Genomic DNA, 14,315 nt, shown 5'->3' with positions numbered 1-14,315 from the left:
AGTACGCACTGAGGAGGCAGCAAGTGGTGGACGCACACAGGACGTTCGTCATCGTCGGCGGAGGACTGGCCGGCGCGAAGGCGGCCGAGGAACTCCGCTCGCAGGGGTTCGACGGCCGGGTGATCCTGATCGGCGACGAGCGCGACCACCCCTACGAGCGGCCACCGCTCTCCAAGGGGTACCTCGCCGGAAAGGCGGACCGCGACAGCGTGTTCGTCCAGGAGAAGGCGTGGTACGCGGGTGCCGACGTGGAACTCCACCTCGGCCAGCCGGTCACCTCCGTCGACCGGTACGCCCGTTCGGTCCAGCTCGGCGACAACACCGTGATCCACTACGACAAGTTGCTCCTCGCCACCGGCTCCGAACCGCGCCGTCTGCCCGTCCCGGGCACCGACCTGGTCGGCGTCCACCACCTGCGCCGCCTCGCCCACGCCGACCGGCTGCGCGGTGTGCTCTCCGCCCTCGGCCGGGACAACGGCCACCTGGTGATCGCCGGGGCAGGCTGGATCGGCCTGGAGGTCGCGGCGGCGGCCCGCGGCTACGGCGCCGAAGTCACCGTCGTGGAGTCCGAGCCGACCCCGCTGCACGGCGTCGTCGGCCCCGAGCTGGGCCAGATCTTCACCGACCTGCACAGCGACCACGGCGTCCGCTTCCACTTCGGCGCCCGCCTCACCGAGATCGTCGGCCAGGACGGCGTGGTGCTCGCCGCGCGCACCGACGACGGGGAGGAGCACCCCGCCCACCACGTGCTCGCCGCGATCGGCGCCGCCCCGCGCACCGGCATCGCCGAGGCCGCCGGGCTGGAGCTCGCCGACCGGGCGCACGGCGGCGGCATCGCCGTGGACGCCTCGCTGCGCACCTCCGACCCGCACATCTACGCCGCCGGGGACGTCGCCTCGGTCGAACACCCGCTCTTCGGCACCCGGCTGCGCGTCGAGCACTGGGCCAACGCCCTGAACGGCGGCCCGGCCGCCGCGCGCGCGATGCTCGGCCAGGAGGTGAGCTACGACCGGGTGCCGTACTTCTTCTCCGACCAGTACGACCTGGGCCTCGAATACTCGGGGTGGGCGCCGCCCGGCAGCTACGACCAGGTCGTCATCCGGGGCGACGCGCGCAAGCGCGAGTTCCTCGCCTTCTGGCTGCGGGACCGCCGCGTGCTGGCCGGGATGAACGTCAACGTGTGGGACGTCACGGAGACCGTCCAGGCGCTGATCACCGCCCGCTCCCAGCACGACCCGGACGCCCTGGCCGACCCCTCGGTGCCGCTCGAATCCCTGCTCTGACCGCCGCTGCGGCCTCCCGGACCCGTCCGGGCCCCCGTCCCGTACCCGAAGACGTGCCGCACCTCCGTGTACGGGACATGCCACCGTCAAGCGCCCGGCGCACATGCGCGCGCACGGGCGTCCCCCGCCCGCGCGACGGTGCCCTCCGCCCGTAGCGAAAGGGGCCCTTCCGCGCCCGAGGAAGGGCCCCTTCCGCGCCCGCGCCTCCCGGCCAGGGCAGCAACCCCTCGCGCCCCCGTAGACTTCTCCCGTGGCTGGCAGGATCAATGACGACGACGTGAAGGCGGTACGGGACGCGGTCCCGATCGACTCCGTCGTGTCCGAATACCTCCAGCTCAAGAACGCGGGCGGCGGAAACCTCAAGGGACTCTGCCCCTTCCACGACGAGAAGTCCCCCTCCTTCCAGGTCAGCCCCTCCAAGGGTCTGTTCCACTGCTTCGGCTGCCAGGAGGGCGGCGACACCCTCGCGTTCGTGATGAAGATCGACCACCTCACCTTCTCCGAGACGGTCGAGCGCCTCGCCGCGAAGGCGGGCATCACCCTGCGCTACGAGGAGGGCGGCTACAACCCCTCCCACCAGCGCGGCGAACGCATCCGGCTGATCGAGGCCCACCAGGCCGCCGCGAAGTTCTACGTCGAGCAGCTCGACGGACCCGAGGCCGAGATCGGCCGGAAGTTCCTCGCCGAGCGCGGCTTCGACCAGGCCGCCGCCGCCCACTTCGGCGTCGGCTACAGCCCCGCCGGATGGGACCACCTCACCCGCTACCTGCGCGGCAAGGGCTTCAGCGACAAGGAACTCATCACCTCCGGCCTCTCCCAGGACGGCAGGCGCGGCCCGATCGACCGGTTCCGGGGCCGGCTGATGTGGCCCATCAGCGACACCGCCGGGGAGATCGTCGGCTTCGGCGCGCGCAAGCTGCGCGACGACGACAACGGCCCGAAGTACCTGAACACCCCCGAGACCCCGATCTACAAGAAGTCGCAGGTCCTCTACGGCATCGACCTCGCCAAGAAGGACATCGCCAAGGCCAGCCGCGCCGTCGTCGTCGAGGGCTACACCGACGTCATGGCCTGCCACCTGGCCGGCGTCACCACCGCCATCGCCACCTGCGGCACCGCCTTCGGCAACGACCACATCAAGATCCTGCGCCGCCTCCTGATGGACAACGGCAGCGCCCGCGTGATCTTCACCTTCGACGGCGACGCCGCCGGCCAGAAGGCCGCCCTGCGCGCCTTCGAGGACGACCAGAAGTTCGCCGCCGAGACCTACATCGCCATCGCGCCCGACAACATGGACCCGTGCGACCTGCGCCTGGTCAAGGGCGACGACGCCGTCCGCGACCTCGTCGAACCCCGCACCCCGCTCTTCGAGTTCGCGCTCCGCCAGATCGTCGCGCGCTACGACCTGGAGACCCCGGCCGGCCGCGCCGCCGCCCTGGACGAGGCCGCGCCCGTCGTCGCGAAGATCAAGACGAGCAGCGTCCAGCGCGAGGTGGCCGTCCAGCTCGCCGGGCTCGTCGGCATCCTCGACCAGGAGTACGTCGTCCACCGCGTCCACCAGCTCGCCCAGTGGGCGCGCGGCCGGGGCGGCGACGGAGGCCGCCAGGGCAACGGCGGCAAGCCGGCCCGCCCCGGCGCCCGGCACCAGGACGTGGCGCCCGTCTCCGTCGCCCCCTCCGGCCCCGCGCTCAACCTCCGCAGCCCCGCCCACCGCACCGAACGCGAGCTCCTCAAGCTGGCCCTCCAGAAGCCCGCCCTGGTCTCGCCCGCCTTCGACGCGTACGGCTCCGACGAGTTCACCGCCCCGCCCTACGCGGCGGTGCGCGAGTGCATCGCCGAGGCGGGCGGCGCGGAACAGGGCGTCGCCGAACCCCGCGACTACCTGGCCGCCGTCCTGGAGGCCACCCCGCACGACTCGGTGCGCAAGCTCGTCACCGAGCTCGCCGTCGAGGTCTTCCACGGCAAGTCCATCGACGAGACCTACGCGGGCATGCAGCTCGTCCAGGTCCGGCTGCGCGCCGTGGACCGCCGGATCGCCGACGTCAACAGCGGCCTCGCCCGCCTCGGCTCCCAGGTCGCCCCCGACCACCTCGCCGCCGCGCAGAACGAGGTCTGGGTCCTCCAGCAGTACGCCCAGGCGCTCCGCAGCCACGGCGCCGACGCGCTCTGACAGACCCCCGGCGCGCCCGCGACCGCTCGGGCCCCCCGGCGCGCAGGCGGGACGACAGCACCGAAAAAACCGCCGCACGCCCCTCGTGGCGGTGTTGTGCCGTACGCCACACTGGACGGCGGTGCCTGAGTCATCGGAGCGCGTCGGCCCACCGAGGGCGGACCCCGTCCCCGCGTTCCGGCAGCGATCACCTGGAGGTCGCCCCCGTGCAGACCCGGACCGTGACGAGTACGACGGACCACGCCCCCGTGCACACCCCCGCGTACGCCCCCGGGATTCCCCCGCAGAGCAGGGCCGCGCACCATCCGGAGAGCGGGGCCCGGCCGCCCGCGCCCCCCGACGCCGTGCTGGAGGAGCAGGACGACGAGGAGACCGCACCCGCCGCACCCCCGGGCCGGACCACCGAGCACACCGGGACCGGATCGGACCTGCTGCGCCAGTACCTCCGGGAGATCGGCCGCGTCCCGCTGCTCACCGCCGCGGAGGAGGTGGAACTGGCCCGCCGCGTCGAGGCCGGGCTCTTCGCCGAGGAACGCCTCGCCACCGGCCCCCGCCCCGACTCCCGGCTCGCCCACGACCTCGACCTGCTCACCGTCCTCGGCCGCAACGCCAAACGCCGCCTCATCGAGGCCAACCTCCGGCTCGTCGTGTCCGTCGCCAAACGCTATGTCGGACGCGGCCTCACCCTGCTCGACCTGGTCCAGGAGGGGAACCTCGGACTCATCCGGGCCGTCGAGAAGTTCGACTACACCCGGGGCTACAAGTTCTCCACCTACGCGACCTGGTGGATCCGCCAGGCGATGTCCCGCGCCCTCGCCGACCAGGCCCGCACCATCCGCGTCCCGGTCCACGTCGTGGAGCAGATCAACCGCGTCGTGCGGGTACGCCGCCGGCTGCTCCAGGAACGCGGCCACGAGCCCGCCGCCGAGGAGGTCGGCGCCGAACTCGGACTCAGCGCCGAACGCGTCCGCGAGGTCCTGCGGCTCGCCCAGGAACCCGTCTCCCTGCACGCCCCGGTCGGCGAGGAGGACGACGCCTGCCTCGGCGACCTCATCGAGGACGGCGACGCCGCCTCACCCGCCGAGTCGGCGTCCTTCCTGCTGCTGCGCGAACACCTCGAAGCCGTGCTCTCCACCCTCGGCGAACGCGAACGCCGGGTCGTCCGGCTCCGCTACGGCCTCGACGACGGGCGCTCCCGCACCCTGGAGGAGATCGGCACCCTCTTCGGCGTGACCCGCGAGCGCATCCGCCAGATCGAGGCCAAGACCCTCGCCCGGCTCCGCGGCCACGCCTACGCCGAACAGCTCCGCGGCTACCTCGACTGAGCCACCCGGGCCCCGGCCCCGGCCCCCACGAAACGCCGGAGGGCGCCCCGGGACGGCCGTGCGGACCGTCCAGGAGCGCCCCCGGAGCCGTACGCCCCTCAGTCGACCTCGGCCAGCGCCTCGGCGAACTGCGCCGCGTACAGCCGCGCGTAGGCGCCCTTGGCGGTCAGCAGCTCGTCGTGCGAACCCTGCTCCACGATCGAACCGTTCTCCATCACCAGGATCACGTCGGCGTCCCGGATAGTGGAGAGCCTGTGCGCGATCACGAAGCTGGTCCGCCCGTGCGCGAGGCGCGCCATCGCCTTCTGGATCAGCACCTCGGTACGGGTGTCCACCGAGCTGGTCGCCTCGTCGAGGACGAGGATCACCGGGTCGGACAGGAACGCCCGCGCGATGGTGATCAGCTGCTTCTCACCCGCGCTGACCCCGGTGCCCTCGTCGTCGATGACCGTGTCGTACCCCTCGGGGAGGGTACGGACGAACCGGTCCGCGTGGGCGGCGCGGGCCGCCTCCTCGATCTCCTCCCGGGTGACCTCGCGCGCGGCGCCGTACGCGATGTTCTCCGCGATCGAACCGCCGAACAGCCAGGTGTCCTGGAGGACCATCCCTATCCCGGACCGCAGCTCGTCGCGCGACATCCGCGCCACGTCCACGCCGTCCAGCACGATCCGGCCGCCGGTCACCTCGTAGAACCGCATCAGCAGGTTGACCAGCGTGGTCTTGCCCGCACCCGTCGGCCCCACGATGGCCACCGTCTGCCCCGGCTCCACGGTCAGCGACAGATCCTCGATGAGCGGCTTCTCCGGGTCGTAGCGGAACGACACGTTCTCCAGCCGCACACTGCCCAGCAGCTCGGCGGGGCGCTCCGCGTCCACCGGATCCGCCTCCTGCTCGTCGGCGTCCAGCAGCTCGAAGACCCGCTCGGCCGACGCGACACCGGACTGCAGCAGGTTCGCCATCGACGCGACCTGCGTCAGCGGCATCGAGAACTGCCGCGAGTACTGGATGAACGCCTGCACGTCACCGATCGACAGCGAACCAGACGCCACCCGCAGCCCGCCGACGACCGCGACCAGCACGTAGTTCAGGTTCGACACGAACATCATCAGCGGCTGCATGATGCCGCTGTTGAACTGCGCCTTGAACGCGGCCTCGTGGAGGGCTTCGTTCTCCTCCGCGAACCGCTGCGCCGACTCGTCCTGGCGCCCGAAGACCTTCACCAGGCTGTGCCCGGTGTACATCTCCTCGATGTGGGCGTTGAGCTTGCCGGTCACCTTCCACTGCTGCACGAACTGCGGCTGCGAACGCTTGCCCACCCGCGACGCCACGACCACCGACAGCGGCACCGTGACCAGCGCCACCAGCGCCAGCAGCGGCGAGATCCAGAACATCATCACCAGCACGCCGACGATCGTCAGCAGCGAGTTGATCAGCTGCCCCATCGTCTGCTGGAGCGTCTGCGAGATGTTGTCGATGTCGTTGGTCGCCCGGCTCAGCACCTCACCGCGCTGCTTCTGGTCGAAGTACGACAGCGGCAGCCGCGACAGCTTCGCCTGGAGATCCTCGCGGAGCCGGAACACCACCCGGTTGATCATCCGGATCGACAGCCGCGTCGACGCCAGCATCAGCAGCCCGGCACCGACGTAGACCGCCAGCACCGCAAGGAGCACATGGCCCACCGCGGTGAAGTCGATGCCCTGCCCCGGCGTGAAGTCCACCCCGGAGAGCAGGTCCGCCATCGCGCCGTCGCCCTTGTCCCGCAGCGCCTGGATCGCCTGCGCCTTCGTTGTGCCCTCGGGCATGCTCCGCCCGACGACCCCGCCGAAGATCAGGTCCGTCGCCGCGCCCAGGATCTTCGGCCCGACCACCGACAGCCCCACGCTCAGCACACCCGCGCAGAGCATCAGGTACAGCGAGGACTTCTCCGCGCTGAACCGCCCCAGCAACCGCTTCGCCGACCCCTTGAAGTCCGCGGACTTGCTCGCGGGCGCCCCGGCCATCATCCGTCCGCCCGGCCCGGCCATTACGCCGCCTCCGCTTCCGTCAGCTGGGAGAGAACGATCTCCCGGTACGTCTCATTGCCGTCCATCAGCTCGCGATGGGTACCCGTGCCCACCACCCGGCCCTCGTCCAGGACGAGAATCCGGTCGGCGTCGCGGATGGTCGACACCCGCTGCGCGACGATCACCACCGTCGCCCCCGCCGTCTCCCGCCCGAGCGCCGCGCGCAGCGCCGCGTCGGTCGCGTAGTCGAGCGCCGAGAACGAGTCGTCGAAGAGGTAGATCTCCGGCTTGCGCACCAGGGTCCGCGCGATGGCCAGACGCTGCCGCTGACCGCCCGAGACATTGGTGCCGCCCTGCGCGATCGCCGAGTTCAGGCCGTTGTCCAGCCGCTCCACGAACTCCTTGGCCTGCGCCACCTCCAGCGCGTGCCACAGCTCCTCGTCGGTCGCGTCCGGGTTCCCGTACCGCAGGTTCGACGCCACCGTCCCCGAGAAGAGGTACGGCTTCTGCGGGACCAGGCTCACCGTCTTCGCCAGCAGCGCCGGGTCCAGCGTCCGCACGTCCGTGCCGTCGACGAGAACCTCGCCCTCCGTCACGTCGAACAGCCGCGGCACGAGCCCGAGGAGCGTCGACTTCCCGCTGCCCGTCGACCCGATGATCGCGGTCGTCTCGCCGGGCCGGGCCACCAGGTCCACCGCGCGCAGCACCGACTCCTCGGCGCCCGGATAGCGGAACTCCGCACCCCGCAGCTCCAGATGGCCGTGGCGGCGCAGCTCCGTCACCGGGGCGACCGGCGGCACCACGCTGGACTCGGTCTCCAGGACCTCGTCGATGCGCTCCGCGCACACCTCGGCGCGCGGCACCATCATGAACATGAAGGTGGCCATCATGACGGACATGACGATCTGCATCAGATAGGACAGGAACGCCGTCAGCGCGCCGATCTGCATCCCGCCGCTGTCGATCCGGTGCGCGCCGAACCACACCACCGCGATCGACGACACGTTCACCACCGTCATCACGGTCGGGAACATCAGCGCCATCAGCCGGCCCGTGGAGACCGCCACGTCGGTCAGCTCCGTGTTCGCACCCCGGAACCGCTCCACCTCGTACCCGTCGCGCACGAAGGCGCGGATCACGCGGTTGCCGGAGATCTGCTCGCGCAGCACCCGGTTCACCGTGTCGAGCCGCTTCTGCATCGTGCGGAACAGCGGACGCATCTTCCGGACGATCAGGCTCACCGCGATCCCGAGCAGCGGCACCACGGCCAGCAGCACGGAGGAGAGCGGCACGTCCTGGCCGAGCGCCATGATGATCCCGCCGACGCACATGATCGGCGCGGACACCATCAGCGTGAAGCTCATCAGGACCAGCATCTGGATCTGCTGGACGTCGTTGGTCGTACGGGTGATCAGCGAGGGGGCCCCGAACCGGGCGACCTCACGGGCCGAGAACGACTGCACCCGGTCGAAGACCGAGGCCCGCAGGTCACGGCCGAGCGAGGAGGCGGTCCGCGCCCCGAAGTAGACGGCGCCGATGTTGCAGACGACCTGGACGACGCTGACGGCGATCATCACACCGCCGTACTCCAGGATGTAGCCCGTGTCGCCCTGCACGACACCGTTGTCGATGATGTCGGCGTTCAGGCTGGGCAGGTAGAGCGAGGCACAGGTCTGCAGGAGCTGGAGGAACACCAGCAGCAGGATCGGCCTTCGGTAGGGGCCCAGGAAGGACCTGAGCAGTTTTATGAGCACGCGTGTCTCTCGGGTCGGCGACGGCAGAGGCCGAACCATCTTGCCGTGCCGCCCTCCGAAGGGACGAACGGATTTCCCCAAACAGAGGTCAAGAAGCGCGCGCGGGGCTCACGACCGCCGTCAGTCCGTACCGGCCTCCGCGCCCGGCCCGTCGGACGCGAACGCCCCCGGGTGGATCTGGTCGCGCGTCGCCTCGTACTGCTGACGCACCGCCCGCCCCACCGGCAGCTCCTCGCCCGGCTCCAGCACCTGCGCCGCCGCACCCTGCCAGGCCGGGGGAGAGGCAGGGTCGAGCCGGCCCTGCGAGACCCCCAGCGCCCACGCCGCCTGCCGGGCCGCGCCCAGCGCCGCGTACTGCGCGGGCTGCGGCACGACGACCTGCGTACCGAAGAGCGCCGGAGCCATCGCCCGGACGGCGGGCAGCTCGGCCGCCGCGCCCAGCAGGAACACCCGCCGCACGTGCACCCCGCGCCGCCGCAGCACGTCGAGCGCGTCGGCCAGCGAGCAGAGCATCCCCTCGAACGCGGCCCGCGCCAGGTGCTCCGGCTTCATCGACTCGCGCCGCAGCCCGCAGAGCGTGCCCGCCGCGTGCGGCAGCTGCGGGGTCCGCTCACCCTCCAGGTACGGCAGGAGTACGAGCCCCGAGGAGCCGGGCGTCGACTTCAGCGCCAGCGCCGACAACTCCTCCAGCCCACCGTCGAGCCCCAGCATGTCGGCGGTCCCGCGCAGGGCCCGTACCGCGTTGGAGGTGTGCACCACCGGCAGGTGCATCCCGGTCGCGTCGGCGAAGGAGGTGATCATCCCGCCCGGGTCGGCCAGCGCCTCGTGGTGCACCGCCATCACGGAACCGGAGGCCCCCAGCGACACCACGGCGTCCCCGGCCGCCACCCCGAGCCCGAACGACGCCGCCATCGTCTCGCCGGTACCGGCGGAGATCAGCAGCCCCTCGGGGGTCGTCCCGGCAGCGTCGGACGGGCCGAGCACCTCGGGCAGCGCGGCCTGGTGGCCGAGCGCGAGCTCCACGAGGTCGGGCCGGTAGGAAGAAGTGCGCGCCGACCAGTACCCCGTACCGGAGGCGCCGCCCCGGTCGGTGGTCCGCCGGGCGGGACGGCCGAGCAGCTGCCACACCAGCCAGTCGTGCGGCTGGAGCACGGCGGCCACGCGCTTCGCGTTCTCCGGCTCGGTACGCGCCAGCCACCGCAGCTTCGCCACCGGCTGCGAAGCCTGCGGTACGGCCCCGACCGCCTCGGCCCAGGGCTGCCGCCCGCCGAGCCCGTCGATCAGATCCGCCGCGGCGACCTGCGCCCGCCGGTCGTTGCCCACCAGCGCCGGACGGACCGGGTTGCCCTGCCGGTCCAGCGCCACCAGCCCGTGCTGCTGCGCGGCGACCCCGATCGCCTCGACGTTTTCGAGCAGCCCGCCGGAGGCCGCCTCACCGAGGGAGAGGAGCCACGCCTGCGGATCGACCTCCGCGGCCTTCGGTTCGACCGGATGTGCGGCGTACCCCTGCCGCAGCACGGCACCCGTGTCCGTGTCGCAGACGACGATGTGCGTGAAGGCGGCGGAACTGTCCAAGCCGGCGACTATGCCCATGTACGGATTCTGCCGCATCGCGTGGGCTTTCCCGCAACCGCCTCGGGCCCCCGCGGTGTGCGGGGACCCGAGGCGGTGGGCCGTGTGGCGCGGGGCGGGTCAGGTGTTGGTGGTACCCCAGTCGTCCTCGACGCCGTTGTGCCCGGCGCGCTCCCGGAGCGACCGCACCCGGTCGGCCACCGAGGCGGGCACCCGGCCCTCGACCTTCTCGCCGACCATCTCGCTCACCGAGTGGTACGCCTTCCCCGCGTACTCCCGGCCGCTCTGCGCGGCGGACTCCACGGTGTTGCGCACGGCGGGGTTCTCGGCGACCTGCCGGGCGGACTTCTTCAGCTGCTCGTAGCGCTCCCGGCCGGCCCGCGTGCCGAGCACGTAGCCGAGAGCGAGGCCGGCGATGAACGTGAGCCGGTACCGCATGGCAGTCACCCTTCGTTCTGCGTTCGCTGCGTGAGGCGTTCTCTGCGTGGGACGTTCACTGCCCGGGACGTCCCCTGCACGGGACGCGTTCCCTGCGTGGGACGTCTGCTCCCCGCCTACCCGGAGGCACCCGAGATCACCCCGGGACATACCGATTGGCGAAGCACCCCCCTGCTTGCGCTAATGTATGTGTCGCAGCGAACGCGCGCCGCTCGGCAGTAGCCAGGCAGGTACGATTTCGAGGCAACGCAGCAATCCCCTGTAGCTCAATTGGCAGAGCAGCCGGCTGTTAACCGGCAGGTTACTGGTTCGAGTCCAGTCGGGGGAGCGCGGTCCCCTGTAGCTCAATTGGCAGAGCATTCGGCTGTTAACCGGAGGGTTACTGGTTCGAGTCCAGTCGGGGGAGCCAACGGAAGAGGACCCTTCGGGGTCCTCTTCCGCGTTGTGGGCCCATCCCGCTTCCGGGTTGTGGTCCTCGTCACTCTCCGGCCGTCCGGAGCCTCTCCGCCGCCTCGCCCGTCACACGTTCGGGTCGCTTTCCGGCCGTCCGGAACCGGGCAGCACGCAGCGCGGTCCTCAAGATCAAGCGATGTGGACCAGCCGGAGCGAGAGATCGTATGACCGGCTATGCTGCGGCAGACGGCGCGCACACTTGTACGCGCCACGCCGAAACGGGGCGGTAGCTCAGCCGGTTAGAGCAGCGGACTCATAATCCGTCGGCCGTGGGTTCGAGTCCCACCCGCCCCACCCAGCGTCCCCAGGCAGAATCGTTCTGACCTGGGGATTCGTGGTGTCTGGGGCCATTTCGCGTGCGGTGGACACCCCGCGAAGGCGTGGCGGCGGAGGTGTCCGAAGGTCCAGGGCGAGGCCTGACGGCTCATGACTGCGGTTCCGGGCGGACGGAGCGGGTGGGTCCGGACCGAGGCCGGCCGTGCGGTCGCCCGGGACCAGGCGGACAAACTCCCGCGTCGCGCAGGGGTGATGGGCGGGTCGTGGGAGATCCGTTCCCGCCATGGGGGAAGAGCGATCCGCGCGCTCCCCTCTCCTTTCCGGCGGTCGTCGGCTCTTGCCCGAAGCGGCGCGTGCCATCGCTCCCGACTCCCTCCTCGCAACGAGGGCTCCCTGCTTCCGCTTCTTGGCGCGATGCGGGTGGCTTCAGGGCTCGACGGGGGCCTACGCCGCAAGGCCCCGTGGTGGCGGCGGGCGGTGGTGGCGGTCGTCGGCTCACGGCCGACCGTGGGCACATGTCATCATCTGAAGACATCACTTGATGACGATCCCGGGAGAGCGCGCCGATGAATGCCCCACACACAACCGTCGGCCTTCGGCAACGGGCCCTGGTCCCGGTGCTGGTGTTCATCGGCACGGTGGTCGCGGTGATCAGCAGCCTCGGGGCCCCGCTGGTGCCGACCATCGCCGAGGTGGACCACGTGTCCCTGTCCGACGCCCAGTGGTCGCTCACGGTCACCCTGCTCGTCGGCTCCATAGCCACCCCCGTGATGGGGCGCATGGGCGACGGCCCCCACCGGCGGCGGGTGGTGCTGGGAGCCCTCGTGATGGTGCTGGCGGGCAGCGTGCTGGCCGCGCTTCCCCTCGGCTTCGGCTTCCTGGTCACCGGGCGCGGGATGCAGGGAGTGGGCCTCGGTCTCGTCCCGCTGGCCATCGCCACCGCGCGCGACGCCCTGCCGGGAGGGCGGTCGCGCTCCGCGGTGGCGATGCTCTCCATCACCACCGTGGCGGGCGTCGGACTCGGCTATCCGCTCACCGGCCTGATCACCCAGACCATCGGCGTCCACGCCGCCTTCTGGTTCGGTGCCGTCATCAGCGGCCTCGCCCTGCTGGCCGCCGCCCTGGTCGTACCGCAGGCGGGCGGCCGGGAAAAGCGGCCCCTGGACGCCCCCGGGGCGGCGATGCTCGCCGTCGGACTGGCCTCGCTGCTGCTCGCGCTGAGCGAGGGCGAGGTCTGGGGCTGGACCTCGGCCCGGGTGCTGGGCCTGGTGGTCTTCGCGCTGCTGCTCCTGGCCGGCTGGGGCTTCCACGAACTGCGTACCGCCCACCCCCTGGTGGACCTGCGGACCCTGCGCAACCGGTCGGTGCTGACCGCGAACGTCGCCGGCCTCATCGCGGGTGTGGCGATGTACATGATGATGTCGCTGATCACCCGCTTCGCTCAGACGCCGGCCTCCACCGGCTATGGCTTCGGCACGTCGGTCCTGGTGACCGGGCTGGTGCTGCTGCCCTTCTCGGCCGCCAGCGTGGCCTCCAACAAGCTGGTTCCGCTGCTGGTCCGGCGGACGTCCACGGCGGCGGTGCTGCCGATCGGCTGCGGGATCTCGCTGGTGTCGATGGTGCTGTTCCTGTGCGCCCGGGGCAGCCTGTGGGAGCTCTTCGTGATCATGGGCGTCGCCGGACTCGGAGTCGGGTGCACCTTCGCCGTGATGCCCGGCCTGATCGTCAACGCCGTGCCCGCGCACGAGACCGGCAGCGCCATCAGCTTCAACCAGGTGGTGCGCACCATCGGTTACACCACCGGCAGCGTCGTCAGCGCCGTCGTCCTGGAGGCGCACACCGCCCCGGGCCGGATCCTGCCGACGGACAGCGGCTACCAGGCCGCCGCCTGGCTGGGCTGTGCGATCTGGGTGGTCGCCGGGATCGTTACGATCGTCCTGCCCGGACGGGTCGGGGCAGGGGAGTCCGGGGCGAGCGCCGGGACCGTGGACGAGGAACTGTTGATGGAAGAGAGCATCGCGGACGCCGAGGGCGCCGAGGACAGCGTGACCGCTGTACCGGGCGGACCCCTCCGGTGAGCGAGGGCAGACGGCGGGACGCCGCCCGCAGTCGCCAGTTGCTGCTGGAGGCGGCTGCCGGCCTGTTCTCCGAACGCGGCTTCGACCGCAGTACGACGCGGGAGATCGGTGAGCGTGCCGGTGTGGACCCGGCCCTGATCGCCCGTTACTTCGGGGGCAAGGCGCAGCTCTACCTCGCGGTGCTCGACCTGGACCGTGCGGGGGTCCGGCCGGCCGACCTGCTGGAACCCGAGCGCAACCGCGGGTTGGTGAGCGGTGTGGACCTTCGCGGCCCGGGGCCGATCTTCCGCTCGGCGGTCGACCCGCTGAAGGAGCCGAACGTCCGGGACGCCGCCCTGGAGCAGCTTCAGTGGCGGCTGGTGGACCCGTTGTGCGAGCGCTTCGCCCGCGAGGGACTGGACCGGCCCCGGTTGCGGGCGGAGTTGGCGGTGGCTGCGTTCGTGGGCATCGTGCTGTGCCGCCACGGCGGCACCCTGGGGGCGCTCGCCGGGGCCGACCTGGACGAACTCGTCCCCCTGGTGCTGGACATGCTGGGCCAGGGCTCCTGAAGGCGCCCTGCCGCCCGGTGCCCCCACGGGTCGGCGCCGCCGTCCTGGCGGCCCCGGCCCTTCTCTTCATCCCCTTCGTCCCCTCCGTCCTCCCGGGCATTCCGCCCGCGTCGCCATCTCCCCCTTGAGAGCCGTGTCGCCGACGCGCGTTCGGCGAACCGCTGTCGCAACAGGGACAAAGCCGTGCGGAATTCGGCATATCGGAGACGGAGGCCCGATATTGCTGCCCCTGATCGCTACGAAGAGAACCCGCGATGTCGTAGGGTGATTTTCGTTCGAGCCATTCGGGATGCGAATCGGAGACTTCTCCGACCACAGCCGATTCACAGATAAATTCAATGGGCATGGTGATGAGGAAAAAGCTTCGGGTATTCCTCATGGCTCAACAAAGAATGATTAAAGATTGACCATTCAT

Annotated in this window: 9 protein-coding genes and 3 tRNA genes; 8 read left to right on the top strand and 4 right to left on the bottom strand. The window is 71.3% G+C overall.

The genetic code is table 11. The annotated features are described in order from the left end of the window. The first annotated feature begins 23 nt into the window (after positions 1-23). The 3 genes from ACFWEE_RS11745 to ACFWEE_RS11735 all read left to right on the top strand — a co-directional run bounded on the left by ACFWEE_RS11745 (position 24) and on the right by ACFWEE_RS11735 (position 4,778). On the top strand, positions 24-1,283 hold the full coding sequence (locus ACFWEE_RS11745; RefSeq protein WP_386888427.1) for an NAD(P)/FAD-dependent oxidoreductase: 1,260 nt from the start codon (positions 24-26) through the stop codon (positions 1,281-1,283). Between the two features lie 250 nt (positions 1,284-1,533). Beyond that, the gene (gene dnaG / locus ACFWEE_RS11740) at positions 1,534-3,453 is read left to right on the top strand and encodes a DNA primase (RefSeq protein ID WP_386888426.1); all 1,920 of its coding nucleotides are present in this window, start codon (positions 1,534-1,536) and stop codon (positions 3,451-3,453) included. Between the two features lie 125 nt (positions 3,454-3,578). After that, entirely contained in the window at positions 3,579-4,778 is a 1,200-nt protein-coding gene (locus tag ACFWEE_RS11735) for a sigma-70 family RNA polymerase sigma factor (protein ID WP_386888465.1), read from the top strand. A gap of 98 nt (positions 4,779-4,876) precedes the next feature. Here the strand turns inward: ACFWEE_RS11735 and ACFWEE_RS11730 are convergent, their stop codons facing one another. The 4 genes from ACFWEE_RS11730 to ACFWEE_RS11715 form a co-directional block, all read right to left on the bottom strand. Beyond that, positions 4,877-6,802 carry an ABC transporter ATP-binding protein gene (locus tag ACFWEE_RS11730; RefSeq protein WP_386888425.1) on the bottom strand — a complete coding sequence of 642 codons (1,926 nt, stop codon included), beginning with the start codon at positions 6,800-6,802 and terminating at the stop codon, positions 4,877-4,879. After that, entirely contained in the window at positions 6,802-8,535 is a 1,734-nt protein-coding gene (locus ACFWEE_RS11725) for an ABC transporter ATP-binding protein (protein ID WP_386888424.1), read from the bottom strand. The genes ACFWEE_RS11730 and ACFWEE_RS11725 overlap by 1 nt, the downstream gene beginning before the upstream one ends. Positions 8,536-8,655: 120 nt before the next feature. Beyond that, the gene (locus ACFWEE_RS11720) at positions 8,656-10,128 is read right to left on the bottom strand and encodes an FGGY family carbohydrate kinase (protein WP_386888423.1); all 1,473 of its coding nucleotides are present in this window, start codon (positions 10,126-10,128) and stop codon (positions 8,656-8,658) included. A gap of 99 nt (positions 10,129-10,227) precedes the next feature. Continuing rightward, entirely contained in the window at positions 10,228-10,545 is a 318-nt protein-coding gene (locus ACFWEE_RS11715; protein ID WP_386888422.1) for a YtxH domain-containing protein, read from the bottom strand. 255 nt (positions 10,546-10,800) lie between these two features. Here ACFWEE_RS11715 and ACFWEE_RS11710 point away from each other — a divergent pair. The 5 genes from ACFWEE_RS11710 to ACFWEE_RS11690 all read left to right on the top strand — a co-directional run bounded on the left by ACFWEE_RS11710 (position 10,801) and on the right by ACFWEE_RS11690 (position 13,900). Further along, positions 10,801-10,873: transfer RNA gene (locus tag ACFWEE_RS11710), tRNA-Asn, on the top strand. A 5-nt stretch (positions 10,874-10,878) separates the two neighbouring features. Then, positions 10,879-10,954 (top strand) — tRNA-Asn (locus tag ACFWEE_RS11705). Between the two features lie 264 nt (positions 10,955-11,218). Beyond that, positions 11,219-11,292, top strand: a tRNA-Ile gene (locus ACFWEE_RS11700). A 548-nt stretch (positions 11,293-11,840) separates the two neighbouring features. Then, complete coding sequence (locus ACFWEE_RS11695; RefSeq protein ID WP_386888421.1) at positions 11,841-13,352, top strand: MFS transporter; 1,512 nt, start codon at positions 11,841-11,843, stop codon at positions 13,350-13,352. After that, the gene (locus ACFWEE_RS11690; protein WP_386888420.1) at positions 13,349-13,900 is read left to right on the top strand and encodes a TetR family transcriptional regulator; all 552 of its coding nucleotides are present in this window, start codon (positions 13,349-13,351) and stop codon (positions 13,898-13,900) included. Before ACFWEE_RS11695 ends, ACFWEE_RS11690 begins: the two co-directional genes overlap by 4 nt. Positions 13,901-14,315 lie beyond the last annotated feature (415 nt).

The organism is Streptomyces sp. NPDC060184 (assembly GCF_042728795.1).
In the GTDB taxonomy this organism is placed as follows: Bacteria; Actinomycetota; Actinomycetes; order Streptomycetales; family Streptomycetaceae; genus Streptomyces.
This window is presented reverse-complemented; position numbering and strand designations above follow the sequence as displayed.